At 57.7% G+C, this 21,655-nt stretch carries 15 protein-coding genes; 7 read left to right on the forward strand and 8 right to left on the reverse strand.

From position 1 onward, the window contains the following. Positions 1-398: 398 nt before the first annotated feature. Positions 399-1,022, forward strand: coding sequence for a hypothetical protein (locus tag IGS51_RS21535; RefSeq protein WP_297080843.1), 624 nt, complete (start codon positions 399-401; stop codon positions 1,020-1,022). A gap of 234 nt (positions 1,023-1,256) precedes the next feature. Here IGS51_RS21535 and tyrS read toward each other — a convergent pair whose 3' ends face one another. After that, positions 1,257-2,480 carry a tyrosine--tRNA ligase gene (tyrS, locus tag IGS51_RS21540; protein WP_297080844.1) on the reverse strand — a complete coding sequence of 408 codons (1,224 nt, stop codon included), beginning with the start codon at positions 2,478-2,480 and terminating at the stop codon, positions 1,257-1,259. Between the two features lie 746 nt (positions 2,481-3,226). Between tyrS and IGS51_RS21545 the strand changes: the two genes are divergently transcribed. Next, positions 3,227-5,089 carry a transglycosylase domain-containing protein gene (locus IGS51_RS21545; protein WP_367279409.1) on the forward strand — a complete coding sequence of 621 codons (1,863 nt, stop codon included), beginning with the start codon at positions 3,227-3,229 and terminating at the stop codon, positions 5,087-5,089. A gap of 73 nt (positions 5,090-5,162) precedes the next feature. Here IGS51_RS21545 and IGS51_RS21550 read toward each other — a convergent pair whose 3' ends face one another. Next, the gene (locus tag IGS51_RS21550) at positions 5,163-6,755 is read right to left on the reverse strand and encodes a CPBP family intramembrane glutamic endopeptidase (protein WP_297080846.1); all 1,593 of its coding nucleotides are present in this window, start codon (positions 6,753-6,755) and stop codon (positions 5,163-5,165) included. 609 nt (positions 6,756-7,364) lie between these two features. Here IGS51_RS21550 and IGS51_RS21555 point away from each other — a divergent pair. Both IGS51_RS21555 and IGS51_RS21560 read left to right on the forward strand, forming a co-directional pair. Next, on the forward strand, positions 7,365-8,711 hold the full coding sequence (locus IGS51_RS21555; RefSeq protein WP_297080848.1) for a histidine phosphatase family protein: 1,347 nt from the start codon (positions 7,365-7,367) through the stop codon (positions 8,709-8,711). Between the two features lie 7 nt (positions 8,712-8,718). Next, entirely contained in the window at positions 8,719-10,020 is a 1,302-nt protein-coding gene (locus IGS51_RS21560; protein WP_297080850.1) for a dihydroorotase, read from the forward strand. Positions 10,021-10,037: 17 nt separating this feature from the next. Here IGS51_RS21560 and IGS51_RS21565 read toward each other — a convergent pair whose 3' ends face one another. From IGS51_RS21565 to IGS51_RS21580, 4 genes are all read right to left on the reverse strand, one after another. Further along, positions 10,038-11,375: an OB-fold nucleic acid binding domain-containing protein gene (locus IGS51_RS21565; protein WP_297080852.1), complete on the reverse strand. Its 1,338-nt coding sequence runs from the start codon at positions 11,373-11,375 to the stop codon at positions 10,038-10,040. 107 nt (positions 11,376-11,482) lie between these two features. Beyond that, complete coding sequence (locus IGS51_RS21570) at positions 11,483-12,145, reverse strand: Uma2 family endonuclease (protein ID WP_297080854.1); 663 nt, start codon at positions 12,143-12,145, stop codon at positions 11,483-11,485. 40 nt (positions 12,146-12,185) lie between these two features. Next, a complete protein-coding gene (locus tag IGS51_RS21575; RefSeq protein ID WP_297080856.1) occupies positions 12,186-14,807 on the reverse strand; it encodes a DNA polymerase III subunit alpha in 2,622 nt (873 codons plus the stop codon). 318 nt (positions 14,808-15,125) lie between these two features. Beyond that, complete coding sequence (locus tag IGS51_RS21580) at positions 15,126-15,803, reverse strand: hypothetical protein (protein ID WP_297080858.1); 678 nt, start codon at positions 15,801-15,803, stop codon at positions 15,126-15,128. 488 nt (positions 15,804-16,291) lie between these two features. Between IGS51_RS21580 and IGS51_RS21585 the strand changes: the two genes are divergently transcribed. Further along, positions 16,292-16,789 (forward strand): DUF4112 domain-containing protein, encoded by a 498-nt coding sequence (locus IGS51_RS21585; RefSeq protein ID WP_297080860.1) that lies wholly within the window; start codon positions 16,292-16,294, stop codon positions 16,787-16,789. Between the two features lie 89 nt (positions 16,790-16,878). After that, on the forward strand, positions 16,879-17,943 hold the full coding sequence (locus IGS51_RS21590) for a hypothetical protein (RefSeq protein ID WP_297080862.1): 1,065 nt from the start codon (positions 16,879-16,881) through the stop codon (positions 17,941-17,943). Between the two features lie 97 nt (positions 17,944-18,040). Here IGS51_RS21590 and IGS51_RS21595 read toward each other — a convergent pair whose 3' ends face one another. Both IGS51_RS21595 and IGS51_RS21600 read right to left on the reverse strand, forming a co-directional pair. Continuing rightward, positions 18,041-19,549: a sulfotransferase family 2 domain-containing protein gene (locus tag IGS51_RS21595; protein WP_297080864.1), complete on the reverse strand. Its 1,509-nt coding sequence runs from the start codon at positions 19,547-19,549 to the stop codon at positions 18,041-18,043. Next, positions 19,546-21,255, reverse strand: a complete 1,710-nt coding sequence (locus IGS51_RS21600) for a DNA methyltransferase (protein WP_297080865.1) — start codon at positions 21,253-21,255, stop codon at positions 19,546-19,548. Before IGS51_RS21600 ends, IGS51_RS21595 begins: the two co-directional genes overlap by 4 nt. A 217-nt stretch (positions 21,256-21,472) precedes the next feature. Here IGS51_RS21600 and IGS51_RS21605 point away from each other — a divergent pair. Next, positions 21,473-21,655, forward strand: a 183-nt coding sequence (locus IGS51_RS21605; RefSeq protein WP_297080867.1) for a glycine--tRNA ligase subunit beta, incomplete at its 3' end; no start/stop codon positions are given.

The raw sequence follows: 21,655 nt of genomic DNA on the forward strand, positions 1-21,655 counted from the left end.
TAAGGGCGATCGCCCAAAGATGTCCTCAAAACGCTGGGAAGAACGCTAGGCAGGGTCTTAAAACCTTCTAGGTCGTTGATTGCCTTGAGTCGATCCCCCCAAATTCCCCTTATTAAGGGGGACTTCCGGAGTGGTTTGGCTCGGTTCCCCCCTTTTTAAGGGGGGGCAGGGGGGATCGGCTTTAAAACACGCCCTCGCAGTTGCACCGGCAACAAACCTTCGACAAACCTGCAACAAAAAATTTAGTGGACTGAATGAGCCTTTTTTGAAAATTGCCCATACCCTTAGTAAGACTCGTGATCGACTACTGTCCAGTCCTGATCACCTAGACAAAATTGTTTAGACAAACTCTAGACAACCCCTAAACACCCCCAATCCCTTTACGCAAGATCCGACGCATGAAACCCCAATCCAACCCAGATCCTTCACTGCGGAACCCTGGGGCCGCCCTGCCCAATCCTCCTGCCGCGCCCGCTGCGGGCTACGCGCCGACGGTGCCCATGTCGGTCTATCGCGAGCTATCGGCAGAGCTTCAGGCTAGCAAAGCCATGCTGGACTCGCTGCATCAGCAGAACCAGCAGCTTGCCTATCAAAATCAGCAGTTTCGCCAGGAAATTGAGCGACTGAGTGCGTCGGTGCTAAATCTTCAGCAGATTGCAGGCATGTCTCAACCAGCATGGGTTGCGCCCACTCGCGCCGACCAGGAAGACGCAGCGGCGATCGCCCAGCAGATCCGCCCCGTTGCCCCGCCTGTCTCTCAAACGCCTTCCAAGAAATCGCCTACCTCCTCCAAACCCAAAGCCCCGCCGTCTCAGCCTGCCATCTCCGAGGCCCACGCCCTCGCAGACAGCCTCCGGTTTACAGAGCAGCCCGGTAGCCTGCCCCTTGGCGACCCATCGGAAAGCAGCCCCCGCGACCTCAGCGGACTCTGGCTCTGGTTCACCGTGCTGGCGATTATCATCACGGCTTTTGGGGCTGGGTTTATGGTGGTGCGGCCGCTGCTGCCCAACAGTAGCCGCTAGAGAGGAATCAGTCGTTTTGCGTGACTCACCCGCCTCAATCAAGCTACTAACTAGTGCAGTGTCATAGTTTAGTTTTGGGGTGATGCCTTGGCTCGTAGTATGCGCTTCAGCGCTAAAGCGTTTACACCACTGTGGACTGGGCGACCGTACTTGAAGAATTGATTGAGCCAACGTAGTACGCGCTTCAGCGCTAAAGCGTTTACTGCCAACCTAAGTTCTAGCTGTGACACAGCACTAGGACACGAGTCGGGCAAAGCGGTTCTTGCCCACTTGCAGAACTTTGCCCGTCAGCGCGTCGGGCGTATCGAAGCTGGTGTCAGGATTGTCGAGGCGATCGCCATCCAGCCGCACCGCGCCACCTTGAATCTGTCGCCGTCCGTCGCTGCTGCTCTTGCACAGGCCGCTGGCGCTGAGAATATAGGCCAGCTTGGCGGGAAACTGAATCTCTGCGAGGGAAAACTCCGGCACGGCTTCGGCCTTGGTTGCATCGCCCTGCACCAGATTCAGCGCCGCTTTCTGGGCTTCGAGAGCCGCCTCTTTGCCGTGATACTGGCTGACCACTTCGAGGGCAAGGAGCTTTTGGCGATCGCGCGGGTTTTCTGGCAGCGAGTCCAGCGGTAGGTTGGTGAGTAGCTCAAAATATTGCAGGATGGCGCTGTCGGGAATTTTCTCCAGCTTGGAATACATCGAGAGCGGGTCTTCCCGCAGCGCCACGTAGTTATTGAGCGATTTGGACATTTTCTGCACACCGTCCGTCCCCGGCAAGATCGGCATCAGCAGCCCAAACTGTGGTCGCTGCCCAAAGTGCCGCTGCAAATCGCGCCCCACCGCCAGGTTAAATTTTTGATCCGTGCCGCCCAGTTCCACATCCGCCTCCAGCGCCACCGAATCATAGCCCTGCATCAGCGGATAGAGAAACTCATGCAGATAAATCGGAGTCTCTTTTTCATAGCGCTCGGCAAAGCCCTCCTTCGCCAGCATTTGCCCCACGGTCATCGTGCCCAGCAGTTCTAGAATCTTTGCCAGGTCTAGCTTCGATAGCCACTCGGAGTTGTAGCGGATCTCCAGTCGCCCCGGCGTGTCAAAGTCCAAAATCGGCCGGAGTTGGTCGAGGTAGGTCTGGGCGTTTTGAGCCACTTCTGCCTCCGTCAACTGCTTGCGAACGTCCGACTTGCCGGTGGGGTCGCCGATGCGGGCAGTAAAGTCGCCGATTAGCAGAATAGCCGTGTGGCCTGCGTCTTGAAAGGCCCGCAGCTTGCGATAGACCGTGCTGTGCCCCAGGTGAATGTCCGTGCCCGTGGGGTCGATGCCAAACTTAATGCGTAGGGGGCGATCGCTCTCCGCTAGCCGCCGCGCCAGGTTCTCATCAGCGTTTTGAGACTCCCGCTGATCGGGAAAAATTTCGCTGATGCCCCGATACAGCCATTGAAAAGAGGAATCAGTCGATAAGTCAGCCATAGGATAAACGGTACTGGAGGAATGAGTTGACAGTAACAATTTGACAGTTATAAAAACCGCGATAGGCGCAATCGGGCAACCTTTGATGCCCCCTGTAGAGCAAATCTGCTCCCTATCTTTAGAAAACCGCGCAAGACTCGAAAATTATGTAATCATCAGCCATACTTACTGAAGGCTGTACTTCAAGTTATAAAAAAGAGTGGCGGTTCGATATAGCTCAGCTTTAGTGAGTCACAATACCTGAGTCACAATACCTATGACAAAAGCCATGACGAATCAGCAGATCCTCCGCTATCTTAGTTAGTTACTCGACTTCTTTTTCTTTTCTCTAACTCATTTAGCCTATGCTCTGAATCCATCTCGATGTAGGTTCTTCTCGATATAGGTAGTTTGTGGGGCATCCCTCAGCGCAAATTGTTCCAAAAGCCAAAGTCTCATTTTTTCACGACTCGTCTCGCTTTACTACCTGCACATCGCCATTTTTGCTGCTCAGCTTGAAGGTTCACAACTTCCCGTAGTTTTGCCAGTGAGGTCGAGTCTATCTCCTGCGGTGACGCACCCCCACTTCACCCTTTCCTCCGTCCTGTAACCCTTTCTGACTGAATCCCCAACTCTTTCCTGCCGTGTCGTCAAACACCGCCCGTCAAAAGAAGCCCCAGAAGAAAGCATCTGCCAAGGTGCGTGCTGCCAATGCTGCCGATGCGCCTCGGGTTGAGAGCTATGTTCAGACCAGTAATCTTGCCCCCATTTACAAGTTTGTGCAGGCGGTCGGCAAGGTCACGGCTGGAACGCTGCTGGGCACCACAATGCTGACCAGTTCTGTCATCGCGGGGGGGCTGGTAGGGCTGGCGATTAGCTTCCGCAACCTGCCTGATGTTCGAGTGCTGCGGAACTATATCCCTGCTGAGACGAGCTATGTCTATGACGTGAAGGGGGTGCTGCTCGACAGCATCCACGACGAATTCAATCGGGAAGTGGTGGACTTGGATGAGGTGTCACCGCACCTGAAGCGGGCCGTGCTGGCGATTGAAGACAGCTATTTCTATCAGCACCACGGTATTAACCCCACCAGCGTGGGGCGGGCGCTGCTCAGCAACCTAGAGGAAGGGCGCACGGTGGAAGGCGGCTCGACGGTGACGATGCAGTTGATTAAGAACCTGTTTCTTACGCCAGAGCGATCGCTCAGCCGCAAAATCGCCGAAGCCGTCTTGGCCCTGCGTCTAGAGCAAATCTTCACCAAGCCCCAGATCCTGGAAATGTACCTGAACCAGGTCTATTGGGGACACAACAACTACGGCGCACAGACCGCCGCCCAGAGCTATTTCCGCAAGCCCGCTTCGCAGCTTAATCTGGCGGAGGCGGCCATGATGGCTGGGCTAATCCAGGCTCCAGAAGAATATAGCCCCTTCGTGGATTACCAACTGGCTAAGCGTCGTCAGGCGGTCGTGCTGAACCGGATGCTGGAGCTAAAGTGGATCACACCCCAGGAAGCTGCCGCTGCCAAGCAGCAGCCGATTATCCTGGGCGACATTACCTCTTTCACCACCAGCCGATCGCCCTACATCACTGAAGCCGTGGAGCAAGAACTCCAGACGCGGTTTGGTCGAGATGCCGTACTTAAAGGTGGGATGCGGGTGCAGACCACTATTGACCTGAATATGCAAAATATGGCCGAACAGGTGGTTCGGGAAGGACACCGCAGCCTGCGTCGCCAGGGCGTTCGGGCAGACCAGATGGCGCTGGTGGCCGTCGATCCGCGCACCCATTTCGTGAAGGCAATGGTCGGCGGCGTGGATTATCAGACCAGCCAATACAACCGAGCGATCCAGGCAATGCGACAGCCGGGGTCTGCCTTCAAGCCGTATGTGTATTACGCAGCACTGGCTTCGGGTAAATACACGCCAGAGTCTACTGTGATGGACACGCCCGTCAGCTATCCCGACGGCTACGAAACCTACCGCCCGCAGAACTATGGCGGCGGCTTTTATGGAGCCATGAGCTTCCGGGCGGCGCTGGAGCAATCGCGCAATATCCCTGCTGTGAAGCTGGGGCAAGAAGTGGGGATTAACCGCGTCATCGAAGTCTGCCGCACCCTGGGCATCAAGAGTCCTATCGAGCCGGTTGTGTCGCTGCCCTTGGGGTCGGTGGATTTGACTCCGCTGGAAATGGCGGGTTCCTATGCCACCTTTGCTAGCGGCGGCTGGCAGTCGGACACGACCTTTATCGTCCGCGTGACGGACAGCACCGGGCGTGTGCTGCTAGACAACACTCCCCGCCCGCAACTGGTGCTAGATCCCTGGGCGGTTGCTTCCCTGAACGACATCATGCAGGGCGTGATTACTCGCGGGACGGCGCAGGGGGCAGATATCGGCCGCCCGGCGGCAGGCAAGACGGGCACAACCTCTGCGGAACGAGATATCTGGTTTGTGGGCTATGTGCCTCAGCTTTCGGTAGCCGTGTGGGTGGGCAACGACAACTATAGCCCCGTCGGACAGGGCGCAACGGGGGGGCGCTATGTCGCTCCGATTTGGCGAAACTTTATGCTGCGGGCGCTGAAGGATGTGCCTGTGGAGAATTTCCAGCCACCGTCAGCGTTTATTCGGCCATAGCGTTTCGAGGTCTGTAGTGCTGCGAGGTTCTGTGAGGGACATCGTGCTGCGAGGTCTCAAGGACTGGCTGACTTTATAGCCGCGCCCCGCTCCCTAGCACGAATAGCCCAATCATGGTAATAGCGTTCCACAGGCTGTGCAGCAGAATGGGAGCCAGCAGGTTGCGCGATCGCGTGTAGACCACGCCCAGCACCATGCCCAGCGTCGTCAGCGGGATCACTTCCGACAGGCTGAGGTGGGCCACGGCAAACAGCAGACTGCTGAGGGCGATCGCCCCCCACACAGGCACGTAGCGCGTCAGCGACGGCAGCAGAAACCCGCGAAACAGCGTCTCCTCAAAAATGGGCGCAGCGACCGCAGCGGTGAACAAAAATAGCCCCAGCGACACCGCATCGCCCTCTTCCAGGACAATTTGCAAAAGCGGATTGCTGCCGCCCTGCCCCTGCCAGATTTGCTGGTTCACCAGCGACACGCCAATCATCAGCGGCAGCGCCACCAGATAGCCGCCCAACCCCCACAGGGGCCAGCGATCGGCTCCGCGATATTGAAACCAGTCCTTGGGCAGGGGAATCCACTTGCGGATCGACCAGTACAGCACCGCCAGCCCCGACCCCGCCATCAGCAGGTAGTAGGTAAAGGCATAGACCGCCTTTGCCCGTGGCCCAAAAGCAGCCAGGACTGGACTCAGCACCCCGACAATCAGCGGCGCAACCACCTGCCCTGCCATAAAAAAGCCGACAATCAGCACTTGCCAGATGATTTCCCAATCCCAGGGTACGTCCCAGGGCACCTCGCCATTCAGCGCCAGGATCGACTGTTTGCCCTGCGTCAGCCGTTGCGCCACCAGAAAAACCAGTAGCCCCGCTCCGGCGATCGCCCCCAGCACAGGCACCGTCCCCACCAGCGCCAGCTTCAGGAGGGTTCCCTGGGCGATCGCGGCCTCGTCTGCCCGCAGCGCGTTCAGCGCCTCAGTGCGCTGCTGCAAGCTATAGAGTCGATCCAGCGCTGTATAGCGAAACCAGCCCTCCAGCCCCTTCTGAAGCTGCATTTCGGCATCGGGCACAATGCGGGGCGGCTCGTTCCAGAGGCCCGTCAGGGTTCTCGCGGTGTCCGCTGCGGGGCTGCCTGCTGCGGGGCTGCCTGCTGCGGCGTTTTCGGCCAGTTTCCCCCAGGTTTGCTGGGCAGCGGTCAGATCGCCCTGCTCCGCCTGCAAAATGCCAATGCTCAAGTCCAACTGATTGAGGAGCGATCGCTGCTGCTGGAGCGCGGTGGTCAGGCGGGTCGCTTGCGAATCGACCGTGCGCGACGGAATCGGGCGCGAGGACGCAGCGGGCGGCGGGCCAGAGTCTCCCAGCACCGCCGGATCAACCGTCGCTAGACGCTTTTCCAGCTTCGCCAGATCGGCCTCTGCCGCCTTCCGAACAGCTTGATACTGCTCCAGCGCCGTTTTCAGTGGAGACTCTCCCAGCAGCGCCTTTTGCAAGACCGCCCCGTCTACCTCTCCCGTGATCTCGGTCGCCGCTGTGGCGTGCAGCAGCAAGTTGGTCTGATAAAGCTGCAAACGGTTCGTAATTTGCGGCTCTTGAAAACTACTCCAGAGCGAACCGCCGACCAAAATTGCCACAAACAGCGTCAACACGCTGAGAATCAGTCGTTTGAGGGTCATGCCTTTTGGGGAGAGGGGTTAGAGATTCAGAGAAGAAATAAAGGGGTTGGGGCTATGCGCTGGGTTAACAGACGATGAACCTTGGGAGATTTACTGGAAGATTTACTGAGAAATTTACGGGAGGATTTACTGCGGAATTTGAGGTTGGGAATGGAACACGAACAACGGGACTAAACCCTGCTGCTTTGCGTGACAGATTGAGTAACGAATTGAGTGACGAACGTTTTGAGTGACGAACGTTCAGCCATAGCGCAGGGTTATCCCGGCATTATCTCACTGTTCCCCCGTTGCAGCAGTGATGACCGGGTGAATTCCACCGCTCGATAGAGCATCAGATTATCGAGTGACAGCGGCAAGTGTGGCAGGATGGGGTGTGATGCAGGGCGATCGCCCCCAGATCGCCCCCAGATCGTCCCCAGATCGCCCCCAGATCCTCCCCAGATTGCCCCCAGATTCTCCCCAAATTCGTCCCAGATTCCCCCCAGATTCGGAGAACGAACGGGGTAGAATGCTTCTATTTGAAAGCAACCCTCTGCACCCTGTACACCCCTTTCATACACACCCCTTTCATACACGGAGGACACGGCCCTGGCTACTCGCGTCATCCTGGTGCGCCACGGCATCAGCACCTACAACACCCTGCGCCGCATCCAGGGGCATTTTGACGAGTCTACGCTGACAGACGAAGGGCGGGAGGCGGCCCGGCTGACGGGGCTGGCATTGCGCGGGCTGCCCTTTGCCGCGATCTACGCCAGTCCGCTCCAGCGGGCGCGGGAAACGGCCGAAATTCTCACTGCCCAGCTTGAGAACCCACCAGCCCTGCAACTGCGGGACGACCTCAAGGAAATCAACATGGTGGAGTGGGAAGGGCTGCCCTTTGACGAGGTGAAGGAGCGATTTCCAGAGTCCTATCGCCACTGGCAACAGGAACCAGAAAAGCTGAAGATGCGGCTGGCGACCCCAGAAGGGGAGCAGGAATTTTTCCCGGTGGTGGACTTGTACCGTCAGGCAGAGCAGTTTTGGCGCGACACGCTGCCGCAGCACGCAGGGGAGACAATTTTGCTGGTCGCCCATAGCGGCATCAACCGGGCGCTAATTGGCACGGCTGTTGGGCTGGGACCGGCAGACTATCACGCGCTGAATCAAGCCAACTGCGCCATCAGCGTGCTGAACTTTGCGGGCGGCTTTGGCGAACCCGTGCAGTTGGAATCGGTGAATCTAGTGGATCACCTGGGCAAGCCCCTGCCAGACGTGCGCGGCAACCATCGCGGCCCGCGAATGCTGCTGGTGCGCCACGGCGAGACAGATTGGAACCGCGAAAAGCGCTTTCAGGGTCAAATCGACGTGCCACTGAATGAAAATGGGCGCATCCAGGGCGAAAAAGCCGCTTTCTTTTTGAAAGATATCCCCATCGATCGCGCCATCACTAGTCCCATGCTGCGCCCCAAGGAAACGGCGGAACTGATCCTGCAATTTCATCCCGATGTTTCCTTGGAGACAGACGATCGCCTCAAGGAAATCAGCCACGGACTGTGGGAAGGCAAGCTGGAGGAGGAAATTCAAGAGGTCTATGCCGATGAACTGGCCGCCTGGAAGGTGACCCCGGAAACGGTGCAGATGCCCGCTGGGGAGAACTTGCAGCAGGTGTGGGAGCGGGCGATCGCCGCCTGGAACGAGATCGTGGCCAGTTCGACGGGCAATTCGCGAAGCGACCCCTGCGGGAATCGCCCCCTAACAGTCCTCGTGGTTGCCCACGATGCGGTCAACAAAGCCATCCTCAGCGGTCTGATGGGCTGGGGCCCGGAAAAGTTCTGGGTGTTTAAGCAGGGCAACGGCGCAGTCACGGTGATTGACTATCCCCGCGGCCCGGAAAACCGCCCCATGCTGCAATCGCTCAACATTACCACCCACTTGGGCAGCGGCGTGCTAGACAAGACGGCCGCTGGAGCGCTGTAGAGGGGCTATGGCAAGTGAACTGTTCCGCCAGGTCAGGCTGCTTGATCCCGTGGCAGAAACGGATCGGGTGGTGGATGTGTGGATCGAGTCGGACAGCGTGCCGATGATTCGCGAAGCGATCCCTCCGGGAATTGCCGACGATGTGGAGCCGCCCAGCGCTGACGTGACGGTGACGGATGCTTCGGGGCTGGTGCTGGGGCCGGCGCTGGTGGATCTCTACAGCCATTCTGGGGAACCGGGTTACGAATCGCGGGAAACGCTGACCTCGCTGCACCGGGCGGCGCGGGCGGGCGGCTTTGGGCGGGTGCTGCTGCTGCCCGACACCGATCCGGCGATTGCCACGCCTGCCGATGTGGAGTGGATACAGCAGCACGCCCCAGCCGGATTGCCTCGCCTGCAACCCTGGGCTGCTCTGACGCTGGATGCCAAAGGTGAGCAGATGGCAGAACTGGGCGAACTGGCGCAGACGGACATTGCGGGCTTTGCCGACGGGCGACCCATCCGCCAGTGGGGACTCTTGCGGCGATCGCTCGAATATGCCCAAGCGTTGCACCGGCCGATTGCCCTCTGGTGCTGCGACGAAACCTTGCGGGGCAACGGCGTGATGCGCGACGGCCCAGACGCGATTCGGTTTGGGCTACCCGGTGCGCCTGCGATCGCCGAAACTGCCCCCCTCGCGGCCCTGCTAGAATGCGTCGCCCAGATCGGCACACCCGTTCACCTGATGCGCGTCTCCACGGCTCGCAGCGTGGATCTCATTGCCCAGGCCAAGGCCCGTGGTTTACCGATTACCGCCAGCACCACCTGGCATCACCTGCTGCTGAATACCCAGGCCGTGGGTGGCTACGACCCCCATCTGCGGCTGGAGCCCCCCCTGGGCACGCCCGCAGATCAGGCGGCGCTAATCCAGGCAGTGCGCGATGGGGTGATCGAGGCGATCGCCATTGACCACAGCCCCTACACCTACGAAGAAAAAACCGTCCCCTTTGCCGAAGCGCCGCCGGGGGCGATTGGGCTGGAACTGGCGCTGCCCTTGCTCTGGCAGCAGTTGGTGGAGCCAGGACAGTTGCCCGCACTGACGCTGTGGCGGGCGCTGAGTACGAATCCGCTGCGGTGTTTGGGAGAGGAGTTGAGGGCGATTCCCGTCGGGATCGATTCGCAAAGCGCCCCTGACACGCCTACCCCTCTGACGCTATTCGACCCGCGCCCGCTGTGGAAAGTCACCCACCAAACGCTTCATTCCTGCTCTGCCAATACGCCCTGGCTGGGCCAAGAGATTCAGGGACAAGTGATCAAGGTTTTCTTCTGACCACGTGCGTTCGTTTCTCAAGAAGCACTGGTCAACGCGGTCGAGCGGGCGCGGAATCCGGCTCGGTTCAGCGCGGTTACAGCGGCCTGATAATCCTGCACGCGGAACTGATTGCCCAGACGCACCAGTTCCCGACGATGCGCCCCAGCGACGATCGCCACGACGGGCGTTTTGCACTGGTCTTCGTCGCCCCGGTTTTTGAGAATGACCTCGCGCAGGGTGTTTTGCTGCACAATGTCGCCTGCAATCTGTGCGTCTAGCTCTACCATCACCAACTGCACGTCCTCCACGGGTTCGGCATCCTCGACAATCAGTTGGCTGCGCTCGTCGCGCCTGTCCACCTTGCCCCAGATCATCAGCCGCGCCTCCTGCACGATGAGGCTGCCGATGCGCTCATAGGTGCGCGGAAAGACGACGGCTTCGGAGTGCCCCGTCAGGTCTTCAAGCTGGATGATGGCCATGCGATCGCCCTTTTTCGTTACCACAGGCTTCACGCCCGTCAGCATGGCGATCGCGCTGATGCTGCTGCCCTCCGGCTGCTCTTCCAAGCTACTCAGGTTAATCGGAGCCAGGATTCTGGCGGCTTCTCGAATATTTTTCAGGGGATGATCCGACACATAGAAGCCCAACAGTTCCTTTTCCAGCTTTAGCCGCTCCTGCTGTGGAAAGTCTTCTACGGCGGGAGCCTTGGGCGCAGACTCGAAGCTCCCCGGCGCTTCGCTGACGCTGCCCAGCATATCAAACAGGTTCCCCTGCCCAATTGCCCGATCCTTGGCCCGCGACTGCGCCCACTCCAGCACCAAATCCAGATCATTCATCAACTGCCGCCGATTCGTCTCGATGCAGTCCATCGCTCCGCACTGGATCAGCGCCTCCAGCGCTCGCCGGTTCACCGTGCGCGGGTCGATGCGGCTACACAGATCGCCCAGAGACTTGAAGGGGCCATCGGACTCTCGCGCCTGCAAAATATTCTCGATCGCGCCTGCGCCGACGTTTCGCACCGCCGACAGCCCAAACAAAATGCTGCGCTCCAGCGGCGTAAAGTCCACTCCCGATCGGTTGATGTCCGGCGGCTCCACGGTAATGCCCATCATCGTGCAGGAGGAGATATATTTCTGCACTTTGTCCTGGTCGTCGCTGTTGGCCGTCAGCAGCGCCGCCATATATTCCACGGGGTAATTGGCTTTTAGATACGCCGTTTGAAATGTGACGTAGCCGTAGGCCGTAGAGTGGGATTTATTAAAACAATTGGAGGCAATCAGACTGTTTTCCAGCACAAAATTGTGATCGCGCTCAACGCCGATATCGTAAACCCATTGGGTGCCTAATGACTTGCGGCTGATAATTTTAACCATCTTGGCGATCGCCCCTTCCCCTTCCGTCTGTGAAACCTACCGTGAAACCCAACTTAAAAATCCAATCTTTACTACCGATTCATGCCTATCCCAATCTCGATTACTCCCTAAACATCGCCTGACTGCAACTGACGAACCCACGCCCGCAGTGCACGACTTGCCTCTACTTCATCGCGGCTAGCCTGCTGCAAAAACTCATAGAACTTGTCTTTGGGTACTTTAGGAAACGTCGGGCTATGTTCTACTTCAACATAGGCTTGAGATTGCAGTTGGTAGATGCCTAAGGCGGTGCCGTTAAAGCGCCAAAACTCCGGAACCCCGATGCTGGCATAGAGGCGGTTTTTATCAATATCCGTGTGCGTAATGTCGATTTCCACGACTAAATCAGGCGGGGGATCTTGCTCAAAATTAATGCGTCGCCCGCTCACCTTCGCCTGATTTTGAATATAGTAAGCGTTATCCGGTTCAACGCTGCACTCCTGATTCGGATACTCCAGCGCTGTAGAACCGATGGACTTCATTTTTAACCCAAACTCTTCCACCAAAATCCGAATCAATAGCCCAATCCATTCTGCAAAACTTTCGTGTTCTTCCAGGGGCATGGTTAGCTCTAGCGTGCCTTGGTCGTAGGCGAGGCGGGGCGATCGCCGCTCTCCCAAGGCCTGTTGAATCTGCTGATAGCCCTGCCAGTTGAGCTGATGAATCGTGACCCGCCGCTCTCCAGCCAGGGCAGACCGAGGAATTGAAAATTGGGGATCAGTGCTAACCATTTCAGGACTCACCAGGGTAAAGGCTTGGGGAGATCATTGCTCAAACTCTCGAACCGGCAGGCACAGGGACGGCAACTCGTTTTAGCGCCAGATTTTTCTCGAAGATCTCGTCAATGGGGCGCATTTCGCCATCTTCCGTCATGAACTTGTGATCGGGGGTAGCGCGGAGGGTGGAACCGTCTTCCAGGGTGTATTCAAAGACCTCTTGCAGCCCGCGAGGGTGCCACTGGGCGATCGCCTGCGTGTAAACAAACCCGTTGGCATCGACGCTGAACACGGTGCAGGGAAGCTGGCGTTCTACAACTTCACCAATGGCGATCGCCCCATATTCCACAGTCAAAATCTTCGTGTCATAGCTCAGACAATACTCCGCAAACTTCACCATCTGGTCAAACAGATCTGCCGCCACCTTCTTGGGCACGCCGTTCTTTTCTGCGCCTTCGGTGAAGATGCTCTGATGCTTCTCCATCTCCTCTTTTTTCTTTTTGCCCATCGCCCGCCGCAGCAGGTCGGCTTGCCCCAGCGAATAGCCCCCCATGTCCTGGGCGATTTTCATGATCTGCTCCTGGTAGACCATGATGCCGTAAGTCTCATTCAGAATGGTGGTGAGCAGCTCGTGTTCATATTCGATCCGTTCGCGACCGTGCTTGCGGTTGATGAACTTGGGAATTAGCCCTGCATCCAGCGGACCGGGACGATACAGCGCCAGCACCGAGGAAATATCCTCCAGGCCCGACGGCTTCAGATCGCGCACAATCTGCCGCATCCCGGAGGATTCTAGCTGGAAGATGCCCTCCAGTTCCCCCCGCGCCAGCAGTTGATAGGTGGCCGGATCTTCCATCGGCAAATTGTCCAAATCAACCTGGATGCCGTGGGTCTTGCTGATGAGATCCACCGCTTTCTGAATCATCGTCAGGTTCTTTAGCCCCAGGAAGTCCATCTTCAGCAGGCCCAGCAGTTCGATGTCCTCCATTGGGTATTGCGTCGTCACGCCGCCTTCCTTGCTGCGTTCCAGCGGCACCACTTCGTCCAGAGGTTCTGCCGAAATCACCACGCCCGCCGCATGAACGCCGGTTGATTTGTTGGTGCCCTCGATCCGCATGGCCATGTCAATCCAGCGGCGGTAGGTGACGGGCGGATCGCTGCCAGGCACAACGGCATCGCTATCGTATTTCTCCTTGAATTCCGGCGTGGGCGTTTCGTCAGAAATCATGACCTTGAGCTTGGTGGGCTTGCCGCGCACGACGGGAATCATCTTCGCCATCTTGTCGGATTCCCCGTAGGGAATATCCAGCACTCGCGCCACATCCTTGAGGACGGCTTTGGAGGTCATGCGGTTGTAGGTGATGATTTGCGCCACCCGGTCGGTGCCATACTTTTCGGTGACGTACTGAATCACTTCGCCCCGACGTTCGATGCAGAAGTCTGTGTCGATATCGGGCATGGACTTGCGCTCAGGGTTCAGGAACCGCTCGAACAGCAAGCCATGATGCACCGGATCGATATTGGTGATGCCCAGCGAGTAGGCCACCAGCGACCCCGCCGCCGACCCGCGCCCTGGGCCCACGGGAATGCCATGATCTCGCGCAAACTTGATGTAGTCCCACACCACCAGAAAGTAGCCGTCGAAGCCCATCTGGTGCATCATTTGCAGCTCGTATTCCAGCCGCTCCTGATAGTCTGGGGGGACTTCACGGTAGGTGGCGACCTGAAGGCGCTTGGCTAGCCCAGATCGGGAGGTTTCTTCGAGGTAAGTGGCAGGCGTGTAGCCGTCGGGCACGGGGTAGTTGGGAATGCGCGGTTCCCCCAGAATTTTGTAGCCTTCGACCTTTTCGGCGACTTCTAGCGTATGGGCGATCGCCTCTTCCACCACATCCGGCGGCAGGTGATCGCGGAACAAAAGCCGCATCTCATCGGCGGATTTCAAATACTCCGTGCCCGTGTAGCGCAGCCGCTTCTCTTCCACGATGGATTTTCCCGTTTGGATGCAGAGCAGCGCGTCGTGGGCTTCCACGTCGTAGCAGGAGATATAGTGCGAATCGTTGGTGCAGACCAGCTTGATGTCTAGCTCGCGGGCAATGCGGACGATTTCGGGGTTGACGATGCGCTCTTCTTGCAGCCCGTGGTCTTGAATTTCCAGATAGTAATCGTCGCCAAACACGTCCTTATACCACTGGGCAACGCGCCGCGCCACATCCGGACGGCCCTGCATAATCGCCTGGGGCACTTCGCCGCCGAGACAGGCGCTGGTGACGATCAGCCCGTCCTTATACTGCTCCAGCAGTTCTTTGTTGACACAGGGGCGCGAAAAAATGCCCTTCCCCTGCACACCCTGGAGGTGAGAAATGGTGGTCAGCTTGACGAGATTCTTGTAGCCCTGCGTGTTTTTGGCAAGAACAACCTGATGATAGCGGGGGCGACGCTCCTGCTTGGTGATGTCGCCGTTGATCACATACATCTCGTTGCCGATGATGGGCTTGACGGCGTTGTCGCGCTTTTTGCATACCTTGAGGATCTCGATCGCGCCGTACATCACGCCGTGATCCGTAATGGCGATCGCTGGCATTCCTAGCTCGATCGCCCGGTCGATGAGCTGGTCAAGCTGACTCGCGCCGTCTAGCAGGCTATAGTCGCTGTGAATATGCAGACCGACAAAGGACATAACTCAAACCGCAAACAGGGCTGAGCATCAGATTAACACCATCCCTGGATTTTGAAGCGCAATTCTTGTAACGGAAACTCTAGATGTGGAGTCTGTCGATCAAGAAGTGGGCAGCGCCAAACCCGTTTCTGCATGGCAGTTGCGAGAAATTTTATAGTACTAAGGTATCAAATTTCGACGGGGTTTTCGCGTAAGCCTTCTCTCGATTTTCCCCCTTTCCGCCGCTAGGGATCTGGGATTAGGATGCGACTGATGCTTCTTTCGCACTGTCTTCGCACTGCCTACGTCTAAGTCATCTAAGTCATACGTCTAAGTCATCTAAGTCAATTGAGCGTCGTAGCCGATTTCGACAATGCGATTCCTGGAAGGATCGCTCTGCAAATCGCCCTCTAGTTTGAACCACAGCGCTGCCGCATACTCATCGGGTACACCGTAGAACAGCAGGGTGTAGCCCTCTTCTTCGCGGATGCCGTCTGGCGGGCCATAGGTCTGAAGCAGGGTTTGGTGCGAGTCGCCGACGCGAATGCCGGCCCGCGTTGCCAGGTCGGGGTTGCGCGTTCTAAAAGAAAAAACCTCAAACGTGCTGCCGTCTGGACTTTCTAGCAGCTTGATCGTGGTATCCGGAGCATAGCCCAAGATTCGCACCATGCCGCAGCAGGCCCAGTCTTCATCCACCTGGCTCAGGGGTTCTCCAAACCGCTGTCGGACGGCTGACTCTGGAGCCTGGAGCGGAATGCCTGCGATCGCCATTTGCTCAATGGGCAGGGGAGTGCCAAGGGTCTGGGTGACAGGGGCAGGCGGCTTTGGCGCAGGGCTGGGAGACGTGCCCCTTGATCCAGCTCCCGCATCGGTCTGAGGTTCAGCCTGGGGAACCGGGGCCGACGGGGCAACCCCAGACGTTGGGCTAACCGAGGCTTGTGGCTGCATAGAGGAGCAGCCCACCGAGAGCATCGTGGCGATCGCCAAACTGCCGAAAATTGCTTGAATAGGACGCATGATCATGGGCCTCAACCGCAGTGCTTTAGAGATAGACTTCAGGAACAACAGGGTGACTTCTACACAGTGACTTTTTCACAGTGAGTTTTGGAGGGCGCATCCTAAGTTATGCAAATTCGCCCTCATCCCCCAGCCCCTTCTCCCAAAACGGGAGAAGGGGAGCCGGATTCAAAGTCCTTCTCCCGCTCTGAGAGAGGGATTTAGGGTGAGGGTTACAAAAGTGGGATGCACTCCTTTTGCACAGTGACTTTTTCAAAGTGACTGCTGCATTGACTGCTGCATAGTGACTTCTACACCCCAGACGACTCATTTCCCGGCTATGTCATCGTCACCAGAGGCCTCGCCATAAGAGTCCTCGCCATAAGAGTCCTCACGAGAATAGTCCCCACGCTAGTCCTCCCCAGCGATCGCCCCCGGTGCCCATACCCGCCCAGCTTGTTTGAGAGAGACCCTGCCGGGGCGATCGCGCCTTTTAACCCGAGTTCCCTATGTCACGCCAGCGAGACTCTCGCGCCCTTGCCGATGCCAGCGCCCTCCAGCGCATTCGCACGCTAGCCTACCTGCTGGATGACGCTATTCCGATTCCGGGTACGGCCTATCGCATCGGGCTAGACCCGATCATGGGACTGATTCCGGGGGGCGGCGACGTGGTGGGGCTATTTTTGTCGGCCTATCTAGTGCTGGAGTGTCTGCGGTTTCGCCTGCCCACGGAAACGCTATTCCGCATGGTGGGCAACCTCGCCCTAGACAGTATTTTGGGGCTGCTGCCGGGGATGGGCGATTTTTTTGATGCGGTATGGAAAAGCAACGCCCGCAACCTGGCCCTGCTGGAGGCGCACCTGGCCAACCCCGCCCAGAGTGAGGCTGCCGATCGCCAAACGGTGGCCCTGATTGCGATCGCCGTTGTTGCCATTGTGGGCGGTATTTCGCTGCTGATGGCCTCGCTGCTGAGGGCGCTGCTGGCCGCACTGACGGCCGTGGGCTAGACAAAGCTTTTAGCAGGTCTTCTGAAAAGTTGCGGGAAACCTGCCATAATAATCCAGCCCCTCAAAACTGCTCCTGCCAAACGCTAGATATGGTTGCCGCACCCTATATTTCTGACCTCACATCCACCACCCCTGAGGTTGATCTGACCTTTCAGCTTCCTGACCCAGAGGATGAGCAGATTTCCGACTACGAGTTTCAGCAGCAGATCGAGGCGGCGTGGCAGGTGTGCGATCGCTTCGATTTGCAGACCGACATCTGGCGCGGGCGCATTTTGAAAACCGTGCGCGATCGTGAAAAGCGCGTCGGCAATGCGGGTGGCGCTGGCTTCTTGCGCTGGCTGGCAGATAGAGAAATTAGCAAAAGCCATGCCTATAACCTGATGGAGCTGGCCGACAGCGCCGACCTGCTGCTGCAAGAGGGCCTGCTGGAGCCGCAAGATGTGAGCCAATTTAGCAAACGCGCCTTCATCGAAACGGCCCAGGCCGCGCCGGAAGTGCAGCAGATGGTGAGCGAGGCCGCCCATCGGGGCGATCGCATTACGCGGCGAGAGGTGCGGCAACTGGCGGACGAGTGGACCGCTGTCACCTCTGACCTGCTGCCCATCGAGGTGAAGGAAAAAGCCGCCGACCACACCCTGCCCACGCGCTATCTGGCTCCGCTGGTGCGCGAAATGGAAAAACTGCCCGAAGCGCACCAAGTTCACCTGCGAGACGAAGTGGCAGAAAATCCTGACATCGACACCGTGAAGCAGGTCACCGCCGAAGCCCGCTTTTTGGCAAAATACCTCAATGCTGCAACCCAGGTGCAGGCGCTCAACCGCGACGGGCTGGATCTGGAAAGCGCCCTAGAAGAAGCGATGCGAATCGGCTGCCTGAACAGCACCGCCGACCTGGTAAACCAGGCAGCCCAACTCGAACAGGCGATCGCCAAACTTTACACCACCTGGCGGCGCATCGTCAGCCTGTCAGAGCGGGTCTACCTCGACAGCGGCAGCAGCACCCCAAACCTGCGATCGCTCCTCGCATACCTGACTCCGCTCTCCGGCGAAATTTTGGAACTTCAACTGGGCGACCCGGCCAGCGGCACCTCCCGCCGCATTCGCCTCAAGGTCATGGCGGAAGAAGAGGGCGATCCCGCTGGAGACTGGGAGTAGGAAGCTTTTCGCGTCACCCAAAACCCCGTCCCTCAAGCAGAGCTACGCATAAGATCGCTGGAAGTCCCAAAACGCTGAATAAATTAGCACCCAAACTTTATGCCCAAATCCACCAGCGGCGAACCGATTCCAGCGTCAACCGTCGGAGGGCAAAGCCGACGAGCCGATCGTCTGCTGATGCGGGATTGTTAATATTCAGCGGCAGCGTGTGGCTGAGGCGGAAGGTGAAGCGGGCGAAGGGCTGGGGGCTGCGGAGGGCAATTCCCGGAATCGTGCCCGTCAGCACCCCCCCGCCGGTCTGTCGCGTTTGCCATTGCAGCGGAACGGGATGCTGGTTGACCGTCAGTTCCAGGCTGTCGAGCAGGTCGGGGGCGCTTTCCGACGGGATCGCTTCGCGAATCGCCTGCTCGATCTCCAGCGTCAGTCGCACGTCGGCCTTGCCCGCTAGCGGCCCTGCCAGCGGCAAATCCAGCACCGACACCGGGCCCGGGCCCGACCAGCGTGTGGCATCCTGCGGCGAAATGCCGTTAAAGCGACCGTTGCGCCGATGCCAGCCTTCGCCAGAGAGCGGCTGTCGAAAGTCGTAAACGAACCGCTTGCGGGAGACCTCGGGAAACTGCTCCGGTGGGTGCGTCGCCGTATAGTGGCGGGCGTAGTGCTTCTGGAGCGCGGCCTGCACCGCGGCCGGGTTGCTGGCATCTTGCAAGTTCTCGTGCTGGTTTAGAGCCTCAAGCATCTGCTGATATTGGGCAGCAAAGCGGGCCTTGGCGTGGTCGTAAAGCGCTTGGTCGAGGGCGTTGTGCTGAGCGATCGCCTCGATCACCGCTGGCGACAGACCTTCCCGCCGCGACCGATGCGTCACCACGCGCAGGTTTTGATATTCCGCCGCCGGATACCAGCCAAATCGGTAGTTCAAAAGCTGCACCGAGGCTTGAAACTGTTCCATCAGCCCCACCCAGGCAAAGCGATCGACACTGGCGCAGGCCGACTGGAGGCAATTCGCCAAGTAATCCCCTTGGGAATCGCCCGCCGACCGCGCCGCCTCATCCCCCTCCCAAATCGCCAACTGTCGCGTCTGAAAATTGCTCGTCCGCTGCTGCACAATGGGGTCGGGATGCAGCACAAAGCCCAACAGGTCGTGTTCCGCCGCCGCCCGCATCAGCACTTCGTATTCCGGCGTTTCCGCAGTGCCCCGCTGGGCCGCCCGCCGAAAAAATTCATACAGCGAGATCACCCGATCCACCGGGTCGCGTAGCACGGTGATGTAGACCGGGCGCGTCAGAAATTGCCGAATCAAGTTGTGGCTGAAGTGTCCCCGGATAAAGCGATAGCGCGTGAGCAACTGCCGCAATTCGGTGGGCGATCGCCCCTGAGCCGCCGGATCAAGCGCAGGTAGCTGATACGGCCCTGGCGCGATCTGGCGCACGTCGAACTGGGCATCGGCGATCGCCGTTAGGGTAGACCCCGCTGTTTTGGGAATGTGAATATAGCAAAGCTGGTCGGTCGCCGCCAAGGGGCAATACAGGGTGGAAGCAGTGGAAAAATCGTCCATGCCGCTATTATCAACCGCCGCGCCCGCAAAATTCAGCAGGATCTTCGCCCTCATCCCCCAATCCCTTCTCCCAAAAAGGGAGAAGGAGAGCCGGATTGAAGTCCCTCTCCTGCGGGAGAGGGATTTAGGGTGAGGGCTAGCTCTTGCTGGATTCCTGGCGCGGCTTCTCGCGGGGCTTTTTTGAAAGTGAGTCCGCGCATATCCATGTCAAAAAATGCTGGGCGATCGCGCCCGCTTAGCAAGCCTTCAATCGTCAAGATTTGAATGCGCGGATAATCTTTGCCATTTCCCGCCCGATAGAACCCCGCAGATGCCGCTTCTTTGATCATCGGCTTAGTTGGCGGAGCCAGCGTCACAAACAGCCCCATCGCCGCTTTGTTTCCCTGCACAGTGGCGATCAAATCCTTCAGCATCGTCAGCGTCACGCTTTCACCACCCTTCACGCTGACGATGATTTTTTTGATCACCACCTGATCTTTTTTGATTGGGTCAGCCCAATCGCTAAAGAAAATTTGCCCGTCGATGCCGCCATCTGCGCCTTTCTTTTTGCCCTGAAACGGTTGAGCATTCACCAACGAACAGGCCCACCACTGAAACTGATACTTATCGCGCCGTGCCAAATCTTTCGCCCCGTCCAAATCTTCCGGGTCGCCCACCACCTCAAACTGAATTCCCGGAAACGCATCGCGCAACCGCTTTTCGATCAGCGAAATCGCCAAATGCGTAATGTCAATGCCAATCCAATGTCGCCCCAGCTTTTCGGCTGCATGAACCGCCGTGCCGCAGCCACAAAATGGATCAAGCACGACATCCCCCGGATTGCTGCTGGCTTCCAGGATTCGTTCTAGTAATGCCAGCGGTTTTTGTGTGGGATAACCTAGTTTTTCCTTGGCTCGAACATTAATAGGTTGAATGTCAGTCCAAACGTTACCAACGGGTAGTCCTGGATTTTCATCTAGATAGCGTTTGAGCAGAATTCGACCATCTTTTTTTGCAGGAAACTTCAACCTACCTTCTGCGTCAAGCTGTTGCATTTTCTCAAGTGACACCCGCCAACCAAACGGAGGATGTTGATATCCCTTGTAGTCATACATCAGGTTTGGACGAGGGTTTGGGCTAGCTAAGTTATCGAGACGGTAACGGCGACCATCAGTGTCGATGTGGCGATAATCTCGGTTGAGATAGCTCTCATCATGCTCTGTAAACTGACGCTTGAATAGGTATTTGTCTGTTTTGGAGTAAAACAGAATCGTATCGCTTACAGAACCAAACCTTCGCCGAGCATCGCCATGACCGCTCGTGCGTTTCCAAATAATCTCATTCCGAAAATTTGCTGCGCCAAAGATGATGTCTAAAATCATCTTGAGATAGTGAGAAGCATTTGGATCGCAGTGCAGATAGATGCTGCCTGTTGGCTTTAGGACGCGATGCAGTTCTACCAGGCGAATTGCCATCATCACCAGATAGGCCGACAGCGAGTTTTTGCCCAGCGTTTGCACGACCAAATCCAGCAGTTGCGCCAAGTCGCCATTTGAAAACTTGAGCTGTTCTAATGAGCGGGCGGACTCTGGGCCCCATTCCCAGGTGTCTTCAAAGGCGGTGATTTGCGCTTCGGAGTGTTCGCCTTTGGGCGTTTTGAACAGGACGTTGTAATCAGTCTTGCTGTTGAAGGGCGGATCGAGATAGATCAGGTCGATGGTTTCGTCGCTGATGTGTTCGCGCAAAACATCGAGATTGTCGCCGTAGTAGAGGCGCTTCATAGCAAGGGGCCGGGAGAGGAGCGGGTGAGGAGCAATTTCTTTGATCAAGATACCCGCTGATTTGGGTGTTGCACCAAATCTTTTAATTTTTAGGGTCATTTCAGAGGCAATTTTGGGATGCGTCCTTGCGCCCCCGGCCCTGCGATACACTGTTGAAGTTGAGAAACGTTAGGACTAGCAAGGCGCACGGAGCCGCCGGGTTTGGAGAATCGCACCTATGGCGACGTTTTTATTAGAAGTGGGGACAGAAGAACTGCCCGCCGGGTTTGTGGCAAGCGCGATCGCCCAGTGGCAGACGAAAATTCCCGCCAGCCTCAGTGAACATTTTCTAAATCCCTCAGCGGTGAATGTCTACGGCACGCCGCGCCGTCTGGCAGTGGTGATCGAGGGCTTGCCAGAG

The organism is Thermoleptolyngbya sp. M55_K2018_002, from assembly GCF_015295965.1.
Taxonomy (GTDB): domain Bacteria; phylum Cyanobacteriota; class Cyanobacteriia; order Elainellales; family Elainellaceae; genus Thermoleptolyngbya; species Thermoleptolyngbya sichuanensis.